Below are 20,982 nucleotides of genomic sequence, written 5' to 3' on the forward strand. Positions count from 1 at the left end.
CCATGACCGGTCTGTCCACCGTTCTCATCGTCGTCGGCCTCTTCCTGGTCGGCGGCATCATCTCCTTCGTCAAGCAGGGCATGCCGAGGAGCCTCGTCGTCCTGCTCTCGATCGGCGCCGGCATGTGCCTGGTCGCGGGCGTCATGCGGCTGGGGGTGTGGAGTTGAGCGGCGCGAAGAAGGTCGTCGTCTTCGACTACGGCTTCGGCAACGTCCGTTCCGCCGAGCGCGCCCTCGCCCGCGTCGGCGCGGACGTCGAGATCACCCGTGACTTCGAGGCGGCGATGAACGCCGACGGCCTGCTGGTGCCCGGCGTCGGCGCGTTCGCGGCCTGCATGGAGGGCCTGCGCGCGGCCCGCGGCGACTGGATCGTGGACCGCCGGCTGGCCGGCGGCCGGCCCGTGATGGGCATCTGCGTCGGCATGCAGATCCTGTTCGAGCGCGGCATCGAGCACGGCGTGGAGACCGAGGGCCTGGACGAGTGGCCCGGCACGGTCGGCCCGCTCGACGCCCCCGTCGTCCCCCACATGGGCTGGAACACCGTGGACGCGCCCGCCGACTCGGAACTGTTCGCCGGCCTCGCCCCGGACGACCGCTTCTACTTCGTGCACTCCTACGCCGTCCAGGACTGGGCCTTCGAGCAGCTCAACGCGGCCATGGTGCCGCCGAAGGTCACCTGGTCGACGTACGGGAAGCCCTTCGTGGCCGCGGTGGAGAACGGCGCCCTGTCGGCCACCCAGTTCCACCCCGAGAAGTCCGGCGACGCCGGCGCCCAGCTCCTCACCAACTGGATCGGAACCCTGTAGACCATGGCCAAGCTCGAACTGCTCCCCGCCGTCGACGTCCGCGACGGCCAGGCCGTCCGCCTCGTGCACGGCGAGTCCGGCACCGAGACGTCCTACGGCTCCCCGCTGGAGGCCGCCCTCGCCTGGCAGCGCGCCGGCGCCGAGTGGCTGCACCTGGTCGACCTGGACGCCGCGTTCGGCACCGGTGACAACCGGGACCTGATCGCCGAGGTCACCGGGGCGATGGACATCAAGGTGGAGCTGTCCGGCGGCATCCGCGACGACGACACCCTCGCCGCCGCCCTCGCCACCGGCTGCACCCGCGTCAACCTCGGCACCGCCGCGCTGGAGACCCCGGAGTGGGTCGCCAAGGTCATCGCCGAGCACGGCGACAAGATCGCCGTCGGCCTCGACGTGCGCGGCACCACCCTGCGCGGCCGCGGCTGGACCCGCGACGGCGGCGACCTCTACGAGACGCTGGAGCGCCTGAACAAGGAGGGCTGCGCTCGCTACGTCGTCACCGACATCGCCAAGGACGGCACCCTCCAGGGCCCCAACCTGGAGCTGCTGCGCGGCGTCTGCGCCGCCACCGACCGCCCGGTCGTGGCCTCCGGCGGCGTGTCCTCGCTGGACGACCTGCGCGCCATCGCCGAACTGGTCCCCCTCGGTGTCGAGGGCTCCATCGTCGGCAAGGCCCTCTACGCCGAGGCGTTCACGCTGGAAGAGGCGCTGGAGGCTGTGGCCCGGTGAGCGACGTACGACGCGTGAGCACGGGCGCGCCCTGGGAGGAGCAGTTCGGCTACTCCCGCGCGGTGGAACTGCCCGGCGGCCTGGTGCTGGTCTCGGGCTGCACGTCCGTCGTGGACGGGCAGATCGCCGGGGGCGGCCCGTACGAGCAGGCGGTGAACGCCTTCAACGTCGCGCTGGACGCGCTCCAGCAGTTGGGCCTCGGCCGCGACGACGTCGTGCGGACCCGCATGTACATCACCCACGCACGGGACGTGGAGGAGGTCGGGCGCGCCCACAAGGAGCTGTTCGACAGCGTCCGGCCCGCCGCAACGATGATCATCGTCTCCGGTTTCGTGGACCCCGGTCTGGTCGTCGAGATCGAGGTCGAGGCGTTCCGAGGAGCACCCGCATGACCCTGGCCGTACGAGTCATCCCCTGCCTGGACGTGGACAACGGCCGGGTCGTCAAGGGCGTCAACTTCCAGAACCTGCGCGACGCGGGCGACCCCGTCGAGATGGCCAAGGTGTACGACGCCGAGGGCGCCGACGAGCTGACGTTCCTGGACATCACCGCCTCCTCGGGCGACCGGGAGACCACCTACGACGTGGTGCGCCGCACCGCCGAGCAGGTGTTCATCCCGCTCACGGTCGGCGGCGGCGTCCGCACCGCCGGGGACGTGGACAAGCTGCTGCGCGCCGGCGCCGACAAGGTCGGGGTCAACACCGCGGCCATCGCCCGTCCCGAGCTGATCCAGGAGATCGCCGAGCGCTTCGGCCGCCAGGTGCTGGTGCTGTCGGTGGACGCGCGTCGTACGGACTCGGGCTCGTTCGAGGTGACGACGCACGGCGGCCGCAGGGGCACCGGCATCGACGCCGTCGAGTGGGCGCACCGGGCCGCCGAACTGGGCGCCGGGGAGATCCTGCTGAACTCCATGGACGCCGACGGCACCAAGGACGGCTACGACCTGGAGATGATCGCCGCCGTCCGGGCGCACGTGTCCGTCCCCGTGATCGCCTCCGGCGGCGCGGGCCGGCTGACCGACTTCCCGCCGGCCGTCGCCGCCGGAGCGGACGCGGTCCTGGCCGCCTCCGTCTTCCACTTCGGCGACCTGCGCATCGGCGACGTGAAGCGGACCCTGCGGGAAGCGGGCCACCCGGTGCGCTGACGCCGTCCGGCGCGGTGGCATCGCCGGGTGCGGTGCGCCGCGCCGTGCGTGCACCGCACCGTATGTGACGCCGCCGGGCGTGGTGCGCCGCGCCCGGCGGCGTTCCGCCGTACCGGCCGGGGAGCTCCCGGTGCGGCCGGACCTGCCGGCCATGTGAGGAACCGGCCCGCGCCGGCGGGGAGGTACGACGCGGCGAGCCGGCGTGCCCCGGCCGCCGGCTCCCGCCCGAGGACGCGCGCACGTCGCGCCGCACGTGTACGGCTTCCCGTCCCGTGTCTGAGAAGGACTGCTGACTTGACCACCGTCACCGCCGCATCCGTCGCGCAGCGGCACGCCCACCGTGACCCCCGTGTCCTGCGCTGGCTGGGCGCCTACACGTCCTCGATGCTCGGCGACAACGTCTACTACCTCGCCCTGTCCTGGGCCGCCGTCCAGGCGGGCACCCCCGCGCAGGCCGGGCTCGTGCTGTCGGTCAGCGCGCTGCCGAGGGCCGTGCTGATGCTCGGCGGAGGCGTGATCGCCGACCGGTTCGGTCCGCGCCGGGTCGTCATAGCCAGCGACGCCGTGCGCTGCGCGGCGGTGCTCGCGGTGGCCGCCCTGCTCCTCCTCACCCGTCCCGGGCTGTGGCCGCTCGCGCTGCTGGCGCTGCTCTTCGGCACCGTCGACGCCGTGTTCATGCCCGCGGTGGGCGCGCTGCCCGCCCGGATCACCGGCCCGGACCAGCTCGCCCGGGTCCAGGGCATGCGGGGCCTCTCCATCCGCTTCGCCAGTGTGGTCGGCGCCCCGCTCGGCGGGCTCGGCGTGGCGGCGGGCGGCGCGGCGGCCGCGTTCGGCCTGGCCGGACTGCTCATCGCGGTGTCGCTGCCGCTGCTGATCTCGGTACCGATGCGGGACCTGCCCGGCGAGGAGGCTTCCGGGCAGGTCTCCGGGGCGGGCTCCGCGGAGGCCCTGGAGGGGCTGTCCGGCGGGGTCGGCCCGGCCGTCCCGGCGGGGGCCGCCGGAGCCGCCGAGGCCGTGGCGGCGGACCTCGCCGCTTCCGCCGACGTCGTGGCGGCCGTCTCCGCCGCTTCCGCCGACGCCGTGGCGGCCGCTCCTGCCGGTCCCGCGGCTTCCCCCGCTCCCTCGGCCTCCGAGGCTCCCGCCACTCCCGCCACTCCCGCCGCGCCCACTGCGCCCTCCGCTCCCGCAGGGGAGCGTCTCGCCGCGGGGGCCTGGCGGGATCTGAAGGCCGGGCTCTCCTACATCCGAGGCCACCGCGTCCTCGCCCCGCTGATGCTGGCCATAGCCCTCGGCGACCTCGGTTTCGTCGGACCCCTCAACGTCGGCCTGACCCTGCTCGCCGACCACCGCGGCTGGGGAGCCACCGGAATGGGCTGGGTGCTCGCCGGGTTCGGCGTGGGAGCGGGCGCGGTCTCGCTGCTGCTGACCGTGCGGGGCAGACTGCCGCGCGCCGGACTCGTGGCCGGGTGCGCCTGCACCACCGGCGCCGTCGCCGTCGGCTTCCTCGGCCAGGCCGGCAGTCTCCCCGCCGCCGTCGGCACCGCCCTGCTTATCGGGCTGGCCACCGGACTCAGCGGCGCCATGTGCGGCGCCCTGCTCCAGACCCAGGGCGACCCCGCCTACCTGGGCCGGGTCAGCTCCGTCGCCGGCCTGGTCAGCCTCGGCTTCGCCCCGCTGAGCATGCCGTTCGCCGCCGCCGCGATCGGGGCCTGGGGACTCGGCCCGGTGTACGCCGTCAGCGCGGCCGTCTGCGGGCTCGGCGGACTCGTCTTCCTGTGCTTCCCGGCCCTGCGCCGCGCCGAACTCCCGGCCTGACGGACCGTCCGCGAGCACGGCGACGGCGGCTGTCCGCGAGCACGGCGACGGCGGCCGTCCGCGAGCACGGCGACGGCGGCCGTCCGCGAGCACGGCCACGGCGGCCGTCCGTCAGCACGGACACGGCGGCCGTCCGCGGGCGCGGCCGGACTCCCCGTCCGCACGCCGGTGTTCAGCCCAGCGGCTCCGTCAGCTGGACCAGGTTGCCGACCGTGTCGTCGAACACCGCCGCCAGTACCGGCCCCTGCGCCTGCGGGGGATGCGTGAAGCGGACGCCCAGGCCGCGCAGCCGCTCGTACTCCCCGGGCAGGTCGGTCACCGAGAAGACGATGCAGGGGATCCCGGCGTCGTACAGCGCCGTCCGGTACGGCTCGGCGACGGGTCCCTGGCCCGGCTCCAGCAGCAACTGCACGTCCCGCTGGGCCCCGTGCGGCGCGCCGACCGTGACGAACAGCGTGCCGTCGCCGAGGTCCATGTGCAGCCGCGTCTCGAACCCCAGGACCTCGGTGTAGAAGGCGTGCGCCTTCGCCACGTCCTCCACGTACACATGGGTCATCGCGACCTTGATCATGGCGGCGCCGTTCCCGGGGCTCTCAGATGCCCAGCTGCCTGGACTCGTTCATCTTCTCGACCGCGTCCGCGTCCCCCTCCAGGGCCACCCGGGCGACGCCCTGCCTGCCGTACGCGTACATCAGCAGCTCCGAGGGCTCGCCGGTCACCGTGACCACCGGGGTGCCCCGGTGCGCCACCGCCGTGCGGCCGTCCGGGCAGCGCAGCACCAGGCCGGTGGGCGCGCCCCGGTCCATCATCCGGGCCGAACGCTCCAGCGCCGACCACAGGGCGTCCTGGAACACCGGGTCCAGCTCGCGCGGGCTCCAGTCGGGCTGCGCCCGGCGGACGTCCTCGGTGTGGACGTAGAACTCGACCGTGTTCGCCGCCTCGTCGATCTGCTTCAGCTTGAACGGTGAGAACCGCGGCGGCCCCGTGCGGATCAGCTGCACCAGTTCCTCGTACGGCTTCTCCGCGTACTCCGCCATCACCCGGTCCAGCCGCGGCGCGAGCTGCTTGATGACGAGGCCGCCGGCCGCGTCCGGGCGCCGCTCGCGCACCACCACGTGCGCGGCCAGGTCCCGCGTGCGCCACCCCTCGCACAGGGTCGGGGCGTTTGGTCCGACGGTTTCCAAAAGGTCGGCGAGCAGCAGCCGTTCACGCTTGGCGAAGGTCGACATGGGGCCAGCGTACGACCATACAAAACGTCTGCCCAGCGGACACGCACCGTGACCGCCGCTCTCACGCGGCACAATGGCACCCATGACCCGTACGACCGGCAGCCCCCGCCCCACCAGCCTCGATCCCGAGATCGCCGCCCGCCTCAAGCGCGACGCCGACGGACTCGTCCCCGCCATCGCCCAGCAGTACGACACCGGCGAGGTGCTCATGCTCGGCTGGATGGACGACGAGGCACTGCACCGCACCCTGACCACCGGCCGCTGCACGTACTGGTCCCGCAGCCGGCAGGAGTACTGGGTCAAGGGCGACACCTCCGGGCACTACCAGTGGGTCAGGTCCGTCGCCCTGGACTGCGACGCCGACACCCTGCTGGTCAAGGTGGACCAGGTGGACGCTGCCTGCCACACCGGCGACCGCACCTGCTTCGACGCCGACGTCCTGCTGAAGGACGGCAGCGCCTCCGGCGTTCCCGGCACCCCCGCCTCGGATCAGTAAGGTCTGCCGCCATGGATCTCGAGACCTTCCGCAAGCTCGCCGCCGACCGGCGCGTCGTCCCGGTCACCCGCAAGCTCCTCGCCGACGGCGACACCCCGGTCGCCCTCTACCGCAAGCTCGCCGCCGAGCGCACCGGCACGTTCCTGCTGGAGTCCGCCGAGAACGGCCGCTCCTGGTCCCGCTACTCCTTCGTCGGTGTCCGGTCCGCCGGGACCCTGACCGAGCGCGACGGCCAGGCCCACTGGCTCGGCACGCCGCCCGTCGGCGTCCCCGTCGACGGCGACCCGCTCGCCGCCCTGCGCGCCACCCTCCAGGCCCTGCACACCCCGCACCAGGAGGACCTGCCCCCCTTCACCGGCGGCATGGTCGGCTACCTCGGCTACGACATCGTCCGCCGCCTGGAGAAGATCGGCCCCGGCGAGCGCGACGACCTGAAGCTGCCCGAGCTGACCATGCTCCTCACCAGCGACCTCGCCGTGATGGACCACTGGGAGGGCTCGGTCCTGCTGATCGCCAACGCGATCAACCACAACGACCTCGACACCGGCGTCGACGAGGCCTGGGCCGACGCCGTCGCCCGCCTGGACGCCATGGAGGCCGACCTGGCCCGCCCGGTCGCCCAGCCCCCGGCCGTCCTGCCGCCCTCCGAACTGCCCGACTACACCGCGCTGTGGGGCGGCCCCGACTTCCAGCAGGCCGTCGAGGACGTCAAGGAGCGCATCCGCGCCGGCGAGGCCTTCCAGGTCGTGCCCTCGCAGCGCTTCGAGACCCCGGTCACCGCGAGCGCGCTGGACGTGTACCGGGTCCTGCGGGCCACCAACCCCTCCCCGTACATGTACCTGTTCCGCTTCGACGGCTTCGACGTCGTCGGCTCCTCGCCCGAGGCGCTGGTCAAGGTCGAGGACGGGCGCGCGATGGTCCACCCCATCGCCGGCACCCGGCACCGCGGGGCCGGACCGCAGGAGGACCAGGCGCTCGCCGAGGAACTGCTCGCCGACCCCAAGGAGCGCGCCGAGCACCTCATGCTCGTCGACCTCGGCCGCAACGACCTCGGCCGGGTCTGCGAACCCGGCTCGGTGGAGGTCGTCGACTTCATGTCGATCGAGCGCTACTCCCACGTGATGCACATCGTCTCGACGGTCACCGGCAAGGTCGCCGACGGCCGCACCGCCTTCGACGTGCTCACCGCCTGCTTCCCGGCGGGCACCCTCTCCGGCGCCCCCAAGCCCCGCGCCATGCAGATCATCGACGAACTCGAACCCTCCCGCCGCGGCCTGTACGGCGGCTGCGTCGGCTACCTCGACTTCGCCGGCGACTCCGACACCGCCATCGCCATCCGCACCGCCCTGCTCCGGGACGGCACCGCGTACGTGCAGGCCGGCGCCGGGATCGTCGCCGACTCCGACCCGGTCGCCGAGGACAACGAGTGCCGCAACAAGGCGGCCGCCGTGCTGCGCGCGGTGCACACCGCCAACCGGCTGGGACGGCCTTGAGCGGAGCCGTGACGAACCCCGGGTGACACTTCGCCCGGGGTTCAGGCGATAGTGGAGGGCGTGACTACTGCCGTACCCCACCCCCGTGCAGACTCCTCGACGGCCGCCGCACCCGTCCGGTCCGGCCGGCGCAGCCTCGCCCTGGCCCTGCTGTTCGGTGCGCTCGGCGCGGCCGTCTCCCTGCTCGCGACCCGGCAGCGCTGGTCGGAGGGCACCACGACGGTGGCCGGCGGAGCGTTCCCGCTGATCGCCAAGGGCAGCGACGTCACCGGCGTCCCCGCCGCCCTCGCCGTCGTCGGCCTCGCCGCGCTCGTCGCCGTGTTCGCCGTGCGCCGGGCGGGCCGCCTCCTCGTCGCCGCCCTGCTCGCGCTCTCCGGCGCCGGCATCGTCGCCGCCGCGCTCTCCGGCGCCTCGGACAGCACCGCGCTGGACGACAAGGCCGCCGAGGCCACCGGCGACGCCTCCGCCACCGTGGCCGCGCTCACCCACACCGGCTGGCCGTACGTCGCGGCCGCCGGCGGTGTGCTGATCCTGCTCGCCGGACTGCTCGCCCTGCGCTACGGCAGCCTGTGGCCCGCGATGTCCGGGCGCTACGAGCGCGGCGGCGAGCGTCCGCGGCGCACGGCCCGGCCCGTCGACCCCGAGCGTCCCGAGGAGATCTGGAAGGCCCTGGACCGCGGCGAGGACCCCACCGGAGCCTGAGCCCCGGGGCCCGCCCGCCGGGCCCCGCCGCCCGTCCCGCAGCCGCCCGGTGTCCGCCTCGCAGCCGTCCGCTGCCCGCCCCGCACCCGCCCTGTGGCCGCCGTCCCCGGTGCCTTCCCGCGGCCCAGGTCCGGCCCTCCGCGGCAGGCCGCGCGGAGTGTGGCGAAGCAGACCCCACCCCCGCGTCCGGCACCCGCACGCGTACGGGACAATGGACGGCGAGCGTCCGGCTCGGACAGTGACGGACGGGCTCGGAAACGTACGACACGTACGTCGCCAACTACGACACGTACACAGCAACGAGGAGCATGTCATGGCGGGCAGCAGCCACGGTCACACCCCGGCCGCCTGGACCGGCGTCACCATCGCCTTCATCGGGTTCTGCGTCGCGGGCGCCTTCATGGTGATGGCCCAGCCGCTCGGCTTCTGGGCCGGCATGGTGATCGTGGCCCTCGGCGGCGTCGTGGGCGCCGTCATGCGGGCCATGGGCCTCGGCATGCCGAAGCAGGCCGGCATCCTCACCTACCAGGCCGCCCCGGCCACCCCGGCCGCGGTCCGCGAGCCGGCCGGCGCCGAGAGCTGAGCGACCGCCCCGCACGTCCCGCGAGGGGCGGCCCGCGCACCCCACCGGTGCCGGGCCGCCCCTCGCGCGCGTCACGGGGCCCGGCCGGGCAGAATGCCCGCGTGAACGCCGACCGCGGTCCCGTGCCCGTCCAGCCCGCCCCGCCCGCCGCACCGGGGGCGGCCGCCCCGCCCCGCCCGCTGTGGCGGCGTCTCGCCGTTCCCGCCGCCACCCTCGCGGCCGTGGCCGCGGCGTTCGCCTACGTCGGTGCCGTCGACCCGAACGAGCCGGGCCACTATCCGGTGTGCCCCCTGTACCGGTTCACCGGCCTGTACTGCCCGGGCTGCGGCGGCCTGCGCAGCGCGCACGCGTTCGTCCACGGAGACCTCCTCACCGCCCTCCACGACAACGCGGGTGGCGTGGCCGCCTATGTGGCCTTCGCGGCGCTGTGGACCGCCTGGGTGGTCCAGGAGGTGCGCGGCAGGCCCGTGCGGCTGGATCCGGGACGGGTACCGGCCGCCGTCGCCGGCGCGTTGCTGCTGGTCTTCACGGTTGTCCGGAACCTGCCGTTCGGTGGCTGGCTCCACCCTTGATCGAACCGGGCGTGTCCGGGTATAGGGAGCGAAGACCGTGAAGGTGAACCCTCGGCCCCGCTCCGGATACCATCGCAGTGACCACGGGTTTTCGAACCCGTCAGGAACCACCGTAGGTACCACCGTCTGAAAGGGGGCCGCTCGCGTGAGTGTGCTCGACGAGATCATCGACGGAGTCCGGGCCGACCTCGCGGAGCGGCAGGCACGCGTCAGCCTCGACGAGCTCAAGGAGCGCGCGGCCAAGGCGCCGGCGGCCAAGGACGGCGTGGCCGCCCTGAAGGGCGACGGCGTCAAGGTCATCTGCGAGGTCAAGCGCTCCAGCCCGTCGAAGGGCGCGCTCGCCGCCATCGCCGACCCGGCCGGCCTCGCCGCCGACTACGAGGCGGGCGGCGCCGCCGTCATCTCCGTCCTCACCGAACAGCGCCGCTTCGGCGGCTCGCTGGCCGACCTGGAGGCCGTCCGCGCCCGGGTCGACATCCCGGTGCTGCGCAAGGACTTCATCGTCACGTCGTACCAGCTGTGGGAGGCCCGCGCGTACGGCGCCGACCTCGCGCTGCTGATCGTGGCCGCCCTGGAGCAGCCCGCCCTGGAGTCGCTGATCGAGCGTGCCGTCTCCATCGGCCTCACCCCGCTGGTCGAGGTGCACGACGAGGACGAGGTCGAGCGGGCCGTGGACGCGGGCGCGAAGATCATCGGCGTCAACGCGCGCAACCTCAAGACCCTGGAGGTCGACCGCGGCACGTTCGAGCGGGTCGCCCCGGAGATCCCCGACCACATCGTCAAGGTGGCCGAGTCCGGCGTGCGCGGACCGCACGACCTGATCGCCTACGCGAACGCGGGCGCCGACGCGGTCCTGGTCGGCGAGTCCCTCGTCACCGGACGCGACCCCAAGACGGCCGTCGCCGACCTGGTCGCGGCCGGGGAGCACCCCGCGCTCCGGCACGGCCGCAGCTGACCAGCCGGTAAGCTGACGCCGATGAACCGGACCCTCACCACCGTCGACCGGCACGCCCGCCTCGCGCGCGGCTGCCGGCCGCGGGGCTGCCGTGCCCCGGCCCGCAGGGTCCACGGCCGCAGGGTCCGGTACCACATCGGCGCCGAGCCCGGTCAGATCAACGGCATGCGATGGCAGCGGTCGCCCTTCAGGGGCGCGGGGAACCGCGCGATCGCCCACTGACGGTCCGCGGCCGACACACCACACCCCGCCCCCACGGCGAACAGTGTTCTTTCCACACACTCACCGTGAGGTACTGGCATGCCCAGCAACTACTTCTTCCCTGACCCGGAAGGTCACGTCCCCACCGCCGAGGGCTACTTCGGCGCGTTCGGCGGCAAGTTCATCCCGGAGGCCCTGGTCGCCGCCGTGGACGAGGTCGCCGTCGAGTACGACAAGGCGAAGGCCGACCCCGAGTTCGCCCGCGAGCTCGACGACCTGCTCGTCCACTACACCGGCCGCCCCAGCTCCCTCACCGAGGTGCCGCGGTTCGCCGAACACGCCGGTGGCGCACGGGTGTTCCTCAAGCGCGAGGACCTCAACCACACCGGATCCCACAAGATCAACAACGTGCTCGGGCAGGCCCTGCTCACCAAGCGCATGGGCAAGACCCGCGTCATCGCGGAGACCGGCGCCGGCCAGCACGGCGTCGCCACCGCCACCGCCTGCGCCCTGTTCGGCCTCGAATGCACCATCTACATGGGCGAGATCGACACCCAGCGCCAGGCCCTCAACGTGGCCCGCATGCGCATGCTCGGCGCCGAGGTCGTCGCGGTGAAGTCCGGCAGCCGCACGCTGAAGGACGCCATCAACGAGGCCTTCCGCGACTGGGTCGCCAACGTCGACAGCACCCACTACCTGTTCGGCACCGTCGCGGGACCTCACCCGTTCCCGGCGATGGTCCGCGACTTCCACCGCGTCATCGGCGTGGAGGCCCGCCGCCAGATCCTCGAACAGGCCGGCCGGCTGCCCGACGCCGCCATCGCCTGCGTCGGCGGCGGCTCCAACGCCATCGGCCTCTTCCACGCCTTCATCCCCGACGCGGACGTCCGCCTGATCGGCTGCGAGCCCGCCGGACACGGCGTGGAGACCGGCGAGCACGCGGCCACCCTGACCGCGGGCGAGCCCGGCATCCTGCACGGCTCCCGCTCCTACGTCCTGCAGGACGAGGAGGGCCAGATCACCGAGCCGTACTCGATCTCGGCCGGCCTGGACTACCCCGGCATCGGCCCCGAGCACGCCTACCTCAAGGACTCCGGCCGCGGCGAGTACCGCGCGGTCACCGACGACGCCGCCATGCAGGCCCTGCGCCTGCTGTCGCGCACCGAGGGCATCATCCCGGCCATCGAGAGCGCCCACGCCCTCGCCGGCGCCCTGGAGGTCGGCAGGGAGCTGGGCCCGGACGGCCTGATCGTCGTCAACCTCTCGGGCCGCGGTGACAAGGACATGGACACCGCCGCCCGCTACTTCGGCCTCTACGACACCGACGCCGAGGTACCCGCCGACGAAGCCGGCACCGCCGAGATCGAGGGAGACGCCAAGTGAGCGGGAACATCCAGCTGCTGTCGGACACCCTCGCCGCCGCGAAGGCGGAGGGGCGCGCCGCGCTCATCGCCTACCTCCCGGCCGGGTTCCCGACCGTGGACGGCGGCATCGAGGCGATCAAGGCCGCCTTCGACGGCGGCGCCGACGTCGTCGAGGTCGGCCTGCCGCACAGCGACCCGGTCCTCGACGGCCCGGTCATCCAGACCGCCGACGACATCGCGCTGCGCGGCGGCGTGAAGATCGCCGACGTCATGCGCACCGTCCGCGAGGCCCACGAGGCCACCGGCAAGCCGGTGCTGATCATGACCTACTGGAACCCCATCGACCGCTACGGCGTGGAGCGCTTCACCGCCGAGCTGGCCGAGGCGGGCGGCGCGGGCTGCATCCTGCCCGACCTCCCCGTCCAGGAGTCGGCGCTGTGGCGCGAGCATGCCGAGAAGCACGGTCTCGGCACGGTCTTCGTCGTCGCCCCCAGCAGCAGGGACGCACGGCTCGCCGAGATCACCGCGGCGGGCAGCGGCTTCGTCTACGCCGCCTCGCTGATGGGCGTCACCGGCACCCGTGAGTCCGTCGGCGCGCAGGCCCACGACCTGGTGGACCGCACCCGGGCCACCGGCAGCGGCCTCCCGGTCTGCGTCGGCCTCGGCGTCTCCGATGCCACCCAGGCCGCCGAGGTCGCGGGCTTCGCCGACGGCGTCATCGTCGGCTCGGCGTTCGTCAAGCGGATGCTGGACGCGCCCGACGACGCCGCCGGTGTCGAGGCGGTCCGCGAGCTCGCCGCCGATCTGGCGAAGGGCGTGCGCCGCCGGGCGTAGCCGTACGGGAGCGCCCGGCGCTCCGTCACTCCGTGTGCCCGGTCACTCGAACGGGTGGACCTCCGGCCGGGGAGGCGCGCTGCGCCTCCCCGGTTCGTTCTGGGGGTGTGAGCGAGAAGAACCGTGACGGAAAGCGGACCGCCCGCGAGCGGCTGGCGGTCGAGCGCGAGAAGCAGAAGTCCGCGGAGAAGCGCCGGCGCGCGCTGATCGTGGGCGCGAGCGTGGTCTGCGTCCTCGGGCTCGCGGCGGTGATCGGCGTGGTCGCCGCGAACGCGGGCAAGAAGAAGGCGAGCACCGGCTCCGGGCCCGTCGTCGCGCCCTCCGGGGCGCAGGGCAAGGACAGCCTCGCGATCCCGGTCGGCAAGGACGGGGCCAAGGCCACGCTCACGGTCTGGGAGGACTTCCGCTGCCCGGCCTGCCAGGACTTCGAGACGCGCTACCGCCCGGTCCTGCACGAACTGACCGACGCGGGCAAGCTCCGGATCGACTACCACCTGGTCCGGCTGATCGACGGCAACCTCGGCGGCACCGGCTCGCTGCGCGCAGGCAACGCGGCGGCCTGCGCCCAGGACGCCGGGAAGTTCCGCGAGTACCACGACGTGCTGTACGCCAACCAGCCCCCGGAGAGCAGCGACGCCTTCGACGACGCGAAGCTGATCCAGCTGGCCGGCAAGGTGCCGGGCCTGGACACCCCCGCCTTCCGGGCGTGTGTGAAGAACGGCACGCACAACAGCTGGGTCGACAAGTCCCACGCGGCCTTCCAGGCCGGCGGCTTCACCGGGACACCGACCGTGCTGTTCGGCGGGAAGAACATCTACGCGGACCAGACCATGACGCCCGACAAGCTCAAGCAGATGGTGGAGGAGGCCGACCGAGGGTAAGCGTGTTTTCTCACGCGCCCGTTATGGAGCCGTAGCCGGTCCGCCTGCCGTCCACCCGGCCCGGCACGGTAGCGTCGACCCTGCCATGGAACTTGCCTACATTCCCAGCCCGTCGCACGGGGTGCTGTACCTCGGCCCCGTTCCGCTGCGCGGTTACGCCTTCTGCATCATCATCGGCGTCTTCATCGCCGTATGGCTCGGCAACAAGCGCTGGATCGCCCGTGGCGGCCGCCCCGGCACGGTGGCCGACATCGCGGTCTGGGCCGTGCCGTTCGGTCTCGTCGGCGGCCGCCTCTACCACGTGATCACGGACTACGAGCTGTACTTCAGCGAGGGCCGTGACTGGGTGAACGCCTTCAAGGTGTGGGAGGGCGGCCTGGGCATCTGGGGCGCGATCGCCCTCGGCGCGGTCGGCGCCTGGATCGGCTGCCGCCGCCGGGGCATCCCGCTGCCCGCCTACGCCGACGCCATCGCCCCCGGCATCGCGTTCGCGCAGGCCATGGGCCGCTGGGGCAACTGGTTCAACCAGGAGCTGTACGGCCGCCCGACCCACGTCCCGTGGGCGCTGCACATCACCTCCTCCGAGGGCGGCCGGGTGCCGGGCTACTACCACCCGACCTTCCTGTACGAGTCCCTGTGGTGCATCGGCGTCGGCTTCCTCACCATCTGGGCCGGCCGCCGCTTCCAGCTCGGTCACGGGCGGACCTTCGCCCTGTACGTCGCCGCCTACTGCGTGGGCCGCGGCTGGATCGAGTACATGCGCGTCGACGACGCCCACCACATCCTGGGCCTGCGCCTCAACGACTGGACCGCCCTGATCGTCTTCCTGCTGGCGGTCGTCTACATGGTGCTGTCCGCGAGGCTGCGGCCCGGCATCGAGGCCGAGGTCGAACCGGCCGGCCCCGACGCCGGCACGGAGGACGCCTCCGACGCCGGGGCCGAGCGCGCCGAGGACGAGACCGCGGCCGAGGCCGAGAGCGGAACCGAGTCCGAGACCAAGGCCGAGACCAAGGCCGGGACAAAGTCCGAGGACAAGACCGGGACCAAGGCCGGGACGAAGTCCGAGGGCAGGGCCGGGACCGTGGACACCGGCAAGGCCGCCGACCACGCCGCGCCCGAGGGCGGCACGGACGAGACGGACGCGGCGAACGACGCCGAGGCCGGCTCCGGGACCGCTCCCGTGGCGGCGAAGGACGCCGCGGAGCCGGCGAAGAAGAGCTGACGACCCCGTCGTACATCTGCCGAAGGGCGCCCGGAACCGTACCGGGCGCCCTTCGGCGTGTGCGGCGCGTGAACGGCGGCCCCGCCGCCGGGACGCCTCAGCCCCTCCGGGTCAGGGACAGGATCCGCTGAGCCTGCGCGACCGCCGCCGCGTCGATGAAACGCCCGTCGGGCAGCGCCTGGGCGCCCTGGTCCGCGGCCGCCGCCTTCAGGACCGTCTCGGCCTCCTCGATCTCGTAGGAGGTCGGGAGGTAGGCGCGTTCGATCACGGGGAGCTGGCGGGGGTGGATCGCCGCGCGGCCCAGGAAGCCGAGGGTGCGGCCGTGGGCGCAGGAGGCGGCGAGGCCGTCCAGGTCGCGGATGTCGGGGTGGACGGACTGGGCCGGCGGCGCCAGGCCGGCCGCGCGGGCGGCGACGACCACCCGGGAGCGCGACCAGTCGAGCCCCGCGTCGGCCCGCACCCCGAGATCGGCCCGGAGATCGGCCTCCCCCAGCGAGATGCCCCGCAGCGACGGGTGGGCGGTCGCGATCGCGTAGGCGTGCTCGATGCCGAGGGCCGACTCCAGCAGCGCGTACAGCGGCAGCGGGGTGGCCACGGCGATCTGCCGGATCTCGGCCGCCGACGACACCTTGGGCAGCCGCAGCCCGGCCACTCCCGGCAGCCCGGCCAGCGCGGCGAGGTCCGCCGCCGCCCGCTCGCTGTCCAGGGCGTTGAGGCGGACGTGCACGGGGACCTGCTGCGGATCGGCGAGGCGCTCGGCGGTGGCGGCGCGGGCGTACTCCTTGCGGTCCGGGCCGACCGCGTCCTCCAGGTCGATCACCACCACGTCGGCGCCCGCGGCCAGCGCCTTGGTCACCACGTGCGGGCGGTCCCCGGGGACGTACAGCCAGGTGAGGGGGGACTTCGGGAGCTCGGTCACAGGGCACCCTCCTCGCGCAGGGCGTGCAGGTCGGACGGGGTCAGGCCCAGCTCCGTGAGGACGGCCTCGGTGTCGGCGCCGTGCGGACGGCCGGCCCAGCGGATCGCGCCGGGGGTGGCGGAGAGCCGGAAGAGGACGTTCTGCATGCGCAGCGGCCCCAGCTCCGGGTCGGGCACGGTGGTGACCGTGTCCAGCGCCTGGTACTGCGGGTCGTCCAGCACGTCCCGGACGTCCTGGACGGGGGCCACCGCGGCCTCCGCCTTCTCGAAGGCCGCCAGGACCTCCTCGCGGGTGCGGGCCGCGATCCACGGGGCGACCGCCCCGTCGAGCACGTCCGCGTGCGCGGCGCGCTCCGCGCCGGTGGCGAACCACGGCTCCTCGGCCAGCTCCGGCCGGCCCACCAGCCGTACGACCCGCTCCGCCACCGACTGCGCGGAGGTGGAGACGGCGACCCAGGAGCCGTCGGCGGTGCGGTAGGTGTTGCGCGGGGCGTTGTTCGCCGAGCGGTTGCCGGTGCGTTCCTGGACGTAGCCGAGCTGGTCGTACCAGGTCGGCTGGGGTCCGACGACCGCGAGCATCGGCTCGATGATCGCCATGTCCACGACCTGGCCCTCGCCGGTCCGCTCCCGCGCCGCCAGCGCCGTCATGACGGCGTAGGCGGTCGTCAGGCCCGCGATCGAGTCGGCGAGCCCGAACGGCGGGAGCGTCGGGGGCGCGTCCGGTTCGCCGGTGAGGGCCGCGAAGCCGCTCATCGCCTCGGCGAGGGTGCCGAAGCCGGGCCGGTGCGCGTACGGGCCGAACTGCCCGAACGCCGTGACCCGGGCGAGGACCAGCCGTGGATTGACGGCGGACAGCTCCGGCCAGCCCAGGTCCCACTTCTCCAGGGTGCCGGGGCGGAAGTTCTCGATCACCACGTCGGCGGTGGCGGCGAGCCGCAGCAGGGTGGCCCGGCCGCCGGGCCTGGACAGATCGAGGGTGATCGTCCGTTTGTTGCGGCCGAGCACCTTCCACCACAGGCCCACCCCGTCCTTGGACGGGCCGTGGCCGCGCGAGGGGTCGGGCCGCCCCGGATGCTCCACCTTGATCACCTCGGCGCCGAAGTCACCGAGGAGCGTGGCCGCCATCGGACCGGCGAAGAGCGTGGCCAGGTCGAGCACCCGCAGCCCGTCCAGAGGCCGGACGGGCGCGGATCCCGCCGGAGCGGCGGCGGGGCGGGGCGCCGGAGAAGCAGGGGATGCCGGGGAAGCAGGGGGCGCCGGGGAAGCAGAGGGGACGGAGGCGGAGGAGGCGGAGGTACTCGGGGACGGAGAAGTGGGGTGTGCGGAGGAGACGGGGTGCGGAGAAGCGGGATGCGCGGGGGAGACGGAGGACGGAGAAGAGGGGCGCGCGGGGGAGACGGGGGACGGAGAAGAGGGGCGCGCGGGGGAGACGGGGGACGGAGGAGAGGGGCGCGCGGAGGAGAGGGGGTGCGCGGGAGCGGCGGGGGACGGGGGAGTGCGGGGGGTGTCCCCGGGGAGCGGGCTCGTGTTCATGCGGTGTACTGCGCCTCGATCTCCGGGCGGTACGGCATCGACGCCGACGCCCCCTCCCGTTGCACGGACACCGCGGCCGCGGCGGCGGCCCAGGTCAGTGCCTCGCGCACCGGCTTCTCCTCGGCGAAGGCGACCGCGAGCGCGCCCACGAAGGTGTCGCCCGCGCCGGTCGTGTCCAGCGCGGTGACCCGCGGCGCGGGGACGGCCAGCGGTTCGGCGCCCCGGGCGACGTACAGGACTCCGGCCTCGCCCAGGGTGACCACGACCGCCGGGACCACCTCCAGCAGGGCGGCGGCCGCCTCGCGCGGGTCGGTGCGCCCGGTGAGGGTGACCGCCTCGTACTCGTTGGGGACCAGCAGGTCGGCCGCCGCGAACAGCTCGGGCGGCAGCGGCTGGGCGGGGGCGGGCGTCAGGATCGTACGGACCCCGTGCCTGCGGGCCGCCTCCGCGCCCGCGACGACCGCGTCGAGCGGGATCTCCAGCTGCAGCAGCAGGGCGTCGGCGGAGGAGATGACGCCCTCGTCGCCCGGGGAGAGGTGGTCGACGGTGCCGTTCGCGCCGGGGACGACGACGATCGCGTTGCCGCCCTCGTCGTCCACCACGATGTGCGCGGTGCCCGACTGGCCCTCGACCGTCCGCAGGGAGTCGGTGTCCACGCCGGAGTGTTCGAGGGTGTCGCGCAGGCGCACGCCGTAGGCGTCGTTGCCGACCGCGCCGATCATCGACACGGTGGCGCCGGCGCGGGCCGCCGCGATCGCCTGGTTGGCGCCCTTGCCGCCGGGGATCGTACGGAACTCCCGTCCCGTCACCGTCTCACCGCGCTGCGGGGCCTTGGCGACGAAGGTGACGAGGTCCATGTTCGTGCTGCCGAGGACGGCGATGTGGGTCATGGGCGGGTCGCCTCCAGGTGGGTGAGGTGGGCGAGGGTGTCGAAGCCGCTGCCGTCGAAGTCCGCGACGGAGGTGGCGAGCCGGTTCTTCAGCGGGGCACGCCAGCGCTCGGGCAGCGCGTCCGGGGAGCCCGCGAGCAGACCGGCGACGCTGCCGGCGGTCGCGCCGTTGGAGTCCGTGTCCCAGCCGCCCGACACCGCACGGCAGACAGAGCCGGTGAAGTCGCCGTCCGCGTGGGCGAGGGCGGCGACGGTGAGGGCGGTGTTGGGCAGGGCGTGCACCCAGTGGTGGGTGGCGGAGTAGACGGCGTGGAGCCCGTCCACCACGTCGTCGAAGTCCGTGTGCCGGGAGGCCAGTTCGAGGGCGTGACCGAGGGCCCCGGCCAGCCGGGAGCGCGCCGGGACCACCGCGCGTCCGGCGCGCAGGCAGGCGTGGACGTCCGCGGTGCCGGTGGCCGCCGCGGCGATGACCGCGGCCGTGAACATCGCCGCGTACACGCCGTTGCCGGTGTGGGTGAGGGTCGCGTCGCGGTACGCCTGCTCGGCCGCGGCCGCCGGGTCGCCGGGGTTGGTCCAGCCGTGCACGTCGGCCCGGATCAGGGCGCCGATCCACTCGCGGAAGGGGTTGCGGTGGCGGGCGGTCTGCGGGGGTTCGACGCCGTTGAGGAGATTGCGGTGGGCGACGCGCTCGGCGGTGAAGGTCCGGCCGGGCGGAAGCTCGTCGAGCCAGAGCCGTGCCACGTCGTCGGTGGTGAAGGCGCGGCCGTGGCGCTGGAGCAGCAGGAGGTTGAGCAGCGGGTAGTTGAGGTCGTCGTCCTCGGGCATGCCGTCGATGTTCTCGGCGAGCGAGGTGGCTGCCGAGCGGCGGTTCCACGGGTGCCGGGCGAGCAGGTCCGCGGGGACGCCCTTCGCGGTGAACCACGTGGTGAGGGGCCAGTTGCCGGTCGCCCGGGCCAGCTCTCGGATGGCGTCCAGCGGGAGTTTCTCCACCGGCTTGCCCAGCAGGCAGCCGGCGGCCCGGCCGAGCCAGGCCGCCTCCAGGGCGCGCGGGGTCGTCCGTGCGGAGGAGGGCGCGGCGGTGTGCTCCGCGCAGGCGTGCGGGGCGGCGGAGGTGCCGTCGGCGGTGCCGGGGTGCGGGGCGGTCGCCGGGGTGAGGGCGGCAGGCCAGTCCGGGCAGGCGGCCCTGATCCCCGTCAGGTCCGCGGGCTCGTCGTCGGCCAGCGTGCTGGGCAGGTCGGCGAGTTCGTCCAGGAGGTCCTCCGCCAGCAGCCGCAGATAGCGCGAGGCCCGGTCGGGGGAGGCGCCGGCCCGCTCCGGGGCGTCCAGTCCGCCGGCCGCGCGCCAGCGCGCCGCGATGCGCGACGGTTCCCGGCCGTCCAGCAGGGCCTGGCGGAGTTCGTGGCCGAGCAGGTCCTCGGGCTGGACCCAGGTCAGTCGGAGCATGCCGTGCCTCCCAGTCGTGCGAAGGCCCGCTCGTGGGCGCGGTGGCGCCGCACGTCCCGGGCGAAGATCTCGACGGTCACCTCGGTCAGCTCGCGGGCCGGTGCCCACAGGTCCAGACGGCTGGCCTCGGCCACCGTCTTCGACCACTCCTCCGGCACGGGCGAGCCGAGGGCGCCCGCGAGGGCCCCGGCCATGGTGGCGATGGAGTCGCAGTCGCGGCCGTAGTTGACCGAGCCGAGGACCGCGTGCCGGAAGTCGCCCCCGGACACCAGCAACATGCCGAGCGCGACGGGGAGTTCCTCGATGGAGTGCAGCCGGGAGGGGCGCCGGGCGCCGAGCGAGGGGGCGCGGTAGTCGGGGCCGACCGTGTCGTACGGGGCCACCGCCTCCCTGAGCGGGACCAGCGCCGACTCGAAGTCGCCGAAGGACACGGCCGCTTCGCAGACCTTCTCGATCGCCTCGCGCGTGCCGTCCTTGGCCAGGGCGAGGCACTCCGTCACCACCGAGTCCGGGGTCGCGCCAGGGGTCGCGGCGGCGGCGACGGCCGCGGCGAACACCCCGGCAGCCTCCCGGCCGTACGACGACTGGTGCGCGCCCGCGACGTCCAGGGCCTCGGCGTACGCGGCCGCCGGGTTCGCCGCGTTGACCAGGCCGACCGGCGCCATGTACATCGCCGCACCGCAGTTGACGATGTTGCCGGTGCCCGCTTCCCGGGGGTCGGCGTGGCCGTAGGCCAGCCGGGCGACCAGCCACTTCTCGGCGAGGAAGAGGCGCTGCAGCGGCAGCGCCTCCGCCTCCAGCTCGGGGATCCAGCGCGGGGTCGTCATCAGGTCCGGGACCAGGTGCTCGGCGACGGCGTAGGCGTCGAGGTGGTCGCGGACGCGGGAGTAGACCCGGACCAGCGCGTGGGTCATCAAGGTGTCGTCGGTGACGTGGCCGTCGCCCTTGTGGTACGGGGCGATGGGGCGGGCGGTGCGCCAGGCGTCGCCGTGCCAGGGGCCGACGACGCCGTGCACGCGGCCACCGTGCCGCTCGGTGATCTGCTCGGGGGAGTACCCCTCGACGGGGCCGCCGAGCGCGTCGCCGACGGCGGCCCCGACCAGGGCCCCGGCGATCCGTTCACCGAGACCGGTCGGGCACGTTTCGCCGCTTTCTTCTCTTGTGGGCGTCATGC

General features: G+C 74.1%; 24 protein-coding genes. 17 read left to right on the forward strand and 7 right to left on the reverse strand.

The window, feature by feature from the left end:
- Positions 1-2: 2 nt before the first annotated feature.
- The 6 genes from ACIPRD_RS20865 to ACIPRD_RS20890 all read left to right on the forward strand — a co-directional run bounded on the left by ACIPRD_RS20865 (position 3) and on the right by ACIPRD_RS20890 (position 4,493).
- A complete protein-coding gene (locus tag ACIPRD_RS20865; protein ID WP_356398604.1) occupies positions 3-167 on the forward strand; it encodes a hypothetical protein in 165 nt (54 codons plus the stop codon).
- Positions 158-805 carry an imidazole glycerol phosphate synthase subunit HisH gene (gene hisH, locus ACIPRD_RS20870; protein ID WP_356398606.1) on the forward strand — a complete coding sequence of 216 codons (648 nt, stop codon included), beginning with the start codon at positions 158-160 and terminating at the stop codon, positions 803-805. The genes ACIPRD_RS20865 and hisH overlap by 10 nt, the downstream gene beginning before the upstream one ends.
- 3 nt (positions 806-808) lie before the next feature.
- Positions 809-1,534, forward strand: coding sequence for a bifunctional 1-(5-phosphoribosyl)-5-((5-phosphoribosylamino)methylideneamino)imidazole-4-carboxamide isomerase/phosphoribosylanthranilate isomerase PriA (priA, locus tag ACIPRD_RS20875; RefSeq protein WP_356398607.1), 726 nt, complete (start codon positions 809-811; stop codon positions 1,532-1,534).
- Positions 1,531-1,926 carry a RidA family protein gene (locus tag ACIPRD_RS20880; RefSeq protein ID WP_401564918.1) on the forward strand — a complete coding sequence of 132 codons (396 nt, stop codon included), beginning with the start codon at positions 1,531-1,533 and terminating at the stop codon, positions 1,924-1,926. Before priA ends, ACIPRD_RS20880 begins: the two co-directional genes overlap by 4 nt.
- Entirely contained in the window at positions 1,923-2,678 is a 756-nt protein-coding gene (hisF, locus tag ACIPRD_RS20885) for an imidazole glycerol phosphate synthase subunit HisF (RefSeq protein ID WP_356398611.1), read from the forward strand. Before ACIPRD_RS20880 ends, hisF begins: the two co-directional genes overlap by 4 nt.
- Before the next feature lie 294 nt (positions 2,679-2,972).
- On the forward strand, positions 2,973-4,493 hold the full coding sequence (locus tag ACIPRD_RS20890) for an MFS transporter (protein ID WP_401564921.1): 1,521 nt from the start codon (positions 2,973-2,975) through the stop codon (positions 4,491-4,493).
- 172 nt (positions 4,494-4,665) lie between these two features.
- Here the strand turns inward: ACIPRD_RS20890 and ACIPRD_RS20895 are convergent, their stop codons facing one another.
- Together ACIPRD_RS20895 and ACIPRD_RS20900 are read right to left on the reverse strand one after the other, a co-directional pair.
- A complete protein-coding gene (locus tag ACIPRD_RS20895; protein ID WP_356398615.1) occupies positions 4,666-5,064 on the reverse strand; it encodes a VOC family protein in 399 nt (132 codons plus the stop codon).
- Between the two features lie 22 nt (positions 5,065-5,086).
- Positions 5,087-5,722, reverse strand: a complete 636-nt coding sequence (locus ACIPRD_RS20900) for a TIGR03085 family metal-binding protein (RefSeq protein WP_356398617.1) — start codon at positions 5,720-5,722, stop codon at positions 5,087-5,089.
- A gap of 82 nt (positions 5,723-5,804) precedes the next feature.
- Here ACIPRD_RS20900 and hisI point away from each other — a divergent pair, with 82 nt between their 5' ends.
- The 11 genes from hisI (at position 5,805) to lgt (ending at position 15,025) form a co-directional block, all read left to right on the forward strand.
- Entirely contained in the window at positions 5,805-6,218 is a 414-nt protein-coding gene (gene hisI, locus ACIPRD_RS20905) for a phosphoribosyl-AMP cyclohydrolase (protein ID WP_356398619.1), read from the forward strand.
- An 11-nt stretch (positions 6,219-6,229) separates the two neighbouring features.
- Positions 6,230-7,711: an anthranilate synthase component I gene (locus ACIPRD_RS20910; RefSeq protein WP_356398621.1), complete on the forward strand. Its 1,482-nt coding sequence runs from the start codon at positions 6,230-6,232 to the stop codon at positions 7,709-7,711.
- A gap of 60 nt (positions 7,712-7,771) precedes the next feature.
- Positions 7,772-8,413: a TIGR02234 family membrane protein gene (locus ACIPRD_RS20915; RefSeq protein ID WP_401564925.1), complete on the forward strand. Its 642-nt coding sequence runs from the start codon at positions 7,772-7,774 to the stop codon at positions 8,411-8,413.
- A gap of 313 nt (positions 8,414-8,726) precedes the next feature.
- Positions 8,727-8,996 carry an HGxxPAAW family protein gene (locus ACIPRD_RS20920; RefSeq protein ID WP_356398625.1) on the forward strand — a complete coding sequence of 90 codons (270 nt, stop codon included), beginning with the start codon at positions 8,727-8,729 and terminating at the stop codon, positions 8,994-8,996.
- 101 nt (positions 8,997-9,097) lie between these two features.
- Positions 9,098-9,568: a DUF2752 domain-containing protein gene (locus ACIPRD_RS20925; protein ID WP_401564928.1), complete on the forward strand. Its 471-nt coding sequence runs from the start codon at positions 9,098-9,100 to the stop codon at positions 9,566-9,568.
- 145 nt (positions 9,569-9,713) lie between these two features.
- Positions 9,714-10,523, forward strand: coding sequence for an indole-3-glycerol phosphate synthase TrpC (trpC, locus tag ACIPRD_RS20930; RefSeq protein WP_356398627.1), 810 nt, complete (start codon positions 9,714-9,716; stop codon positions 10,521-10,523).
- 21 nt (positions 10,524-10,544) lie between these two features.
- Positions 10,545-10,745, forward strand: coding sequence for a tryptophan biosynthesis modulator TrpM (gene trpM, locus ACIPRD_RS20935; RefSeq protein ID WP_356398629.1), 201 nt, complete (start codon positions 10,545-10,547; stop codon positions 10,743-10,745).
- Between the two features lie 78 nt (positions 10,746-10,823).
- Entirely contained in the window at positions 10,824-12,107 is a 1,284-nt protein-coding gene (trpB, locus tag ACIPRD_RS20940) for a tryptophan synthase subunit beta (protein WP_356398631.1), read from the forward strand.
- Complete coding sequence (gene trpA, locus ACIPRD_RS20945; RefSeq protein WP_356398633.1) at positions 12,104-12,922, forward strand: tryptophan synthase subunit alpha; 819 nt, start codon at positions 12,104-12,106, stop codon at positions 12,920-12,922. Before trpB ends, trpA begins: the two co-directional genes overlap by 4 nt.
- Positions 12,923-13,029: 107 nt before the next feature.
- Positions 13,030-13,803, forward strand: a complete 774-nt coding sequence (locus ACIPRD_RS20950; protein ID WP_356398634.1) for a thioredoxin domain-containing protein — start codon at positions 13,030-13,032, stop codon at positions 13,801-13,803.
- An 85-nt stretch (positions 13,804-13,888) separates the two neighbouring features.
- Positions 13,889-15,025, forward strand: a complete 1,137-nt coding sequence (gene lgt / locus ACIPRD_RS20955) for a prolipoprotein diacylglyceryl transferase (protein ID WP_401564933.1) — start codon at positions 13,889-13,891, stop codon at positions 15,023-15,025.
- Positions 15,026-15,122: 97 nt separating this feature from the next.
- Here lgt and ACIPRD_RS20960 read toward each other — a convergent pair whose 3' ends face one another.
- The 5 genes from ACIPRD_RS20960 to ACIPRD_RS20980 all read right to left on the reverse strand — a co-directional run bounded on the left by ACIPRD_RS20960 (position 15,123) and on the right by ACIPRD_RS20980 (position 20,980).
- A complete protein-coding gene (locus ACIPRD_RS20960; protein WP_356398638.1) occupies positions 15,123-15,944 on the reverse strand; it encodes a CoA ester lyase in 822 nt (273 codons plus the stop codon).
- A complete protein-coding gene (locus ACIPRD_RS20965; RefSeq protein ID WP_356399114.1) occupies positions 15,941-17,116 on the reverse strand; it encodes a CoA transferase in 1,176 nt (391 codons plus the stop codon). The genes ACIPRD_RS20960 and ACIPRD_RS20965 overlap by 4 nt, the downstream gene beginning before the upstream one ends.
- 356 nt (positions 17,117-17,472) lie before the next feature.
- Positions 17,473-18,366: a ribokinase gene (rbsK, locus tag ACIPRD_RS20970; RefSeq protein WP_356398640.1), complete on the reverse strand. Its 894-nt coding sequence runs from the start codon at positions 18,364-18,366 to the stop codon at positions 17,473-17,475.
- A complete protein-coding gene (locus ACIPRD_RS20975) occupies positions 18,363-19,808 on the reverse strand; it encodes an ADP-ribosylglycohydrolase family protein (RefSeq protein WP_401564936.1) in 1,446 nt (481 codons plus the stop codon). The genes rbsK and ACIPRD_RS20975 overlap by 4 nt, the downstream gene beginning before the upstream one ends.
- Entirely contained in the window at positions 19,796-20,980 is a 1,185-nt protein-coding gene (locus ACIPRD_RS20980) for an ADP-ribosylglycohydrolase family protein (protein WP_356398643.1), read from the reverse strand. The genes ACIPRD_RS20975 and ACIPRD_RS20980 overlap by 13 nt, the downstream gene beginning before the upstream one ends.
- Positions 20,981-20,982: the final 2 nt, after the last annotated feature.

Origin of the sequence: Streptomyces sp. NPDC090108, assembly GCF_044747185.1 — a bacterium.
Taxonomy (GTDB): Bacteria; Actinomycetota; Actinomycetes; order Streptomycetales; family Streptomycetaceae; genus Streptomyces.

Coding starts and splice junctions, on each gene's coding strand:
- ACIPRD_RS20865 (WP_356398604.1), top strand. CDS start 3: ATGACCGGTCTGTCCACCGTTCTCATCGTCGTCGGCCTCTTCCTGGTC.
- priA (WP_356398607.1), top strand. CDS start 809: ATGGCCAAGCTCGAACTGCTCCCCGCCGTCGACGTCCGCGACGGCCAG.
- hisF (WP_356398611.1), top strand. CDS start 1,923: ATGACCCTGGCCGTACGAGTCATCCCCTGCCTGGACGTGGACAACGGC.
- ACIPRD_RS20895 (WP_356398615.1), bottom strand. CDS start 5,064: ATGATCAAGGTCGCGATGACCCATGTGTACGTGGAGGACGTGGCGAAG.
- ACIPRD_RS20900 (WP_356398617.1), bottom strand. CDS start 5,722: ATGTCGACCTTCGCCAAGCGTGAACGGCTGCTGCTCGCCGACCTTTTG.
- hisI (WP_356398619.1), top strand. CDS start 5,805: ATGACCCGTACGACCGGCAGCCCCCGCCCCACCAGCCTCGATCCCGAG.
- ACIPRD_RS20910 (WP_356398621.1), top strand. CDS start 6,230: ATGGATCTCGAGACCTTCCGCAAGCTCGCCGCCGACCGGCGCGTCGTC.
- ACIPRD_RS20920 (WP_356398625.1), top strand. CDS start 8,727: ATGGCGGGCAGCAGCCACGGTCACACCCCGGCCGCCTGGACCGGCGTC.
- trpM (WP_356398629.1), top strand. CDS start 10,545: ATGAACCGGACCCTCACCACCGTCGACCGGCACGCCCGCCTCGCGCGC.
- trpB (WP_356398631.1), top strand. CDS start 10,824: ATGCCCAGCAACTACTTCTTCCCTGACCCGGAAGGTCACGTCCCCACC.
- lgt (WP_401564933.1), top strand. CDS start 13,889: ATGGAACTTGCCTACATTCCCAGCCCGTCGCACGGGGTGCTGTACCTC.
- rbsK (WP_356398640.1), bottom strand. CDS start 18,366: ATGACCCACATCGCCGTCCTCGGCAGCACGAACATGGACCTCGTCACC.
- ACIPRD_RS20975 (WP_401564936.1), bottom strand. CDS start 19,808: ATGCTCCGACTGACCTGGGTCCAGCCCGAGGACCTGCTCGGCCACGAA.
- ACIPRD_RS20980 (WP_356398643.1), bottom strand. CDS start 20,980: ATGACGCCCACAAGAGAAGAAAGCGGCGAAACGTGCCCGACCGGTCTC.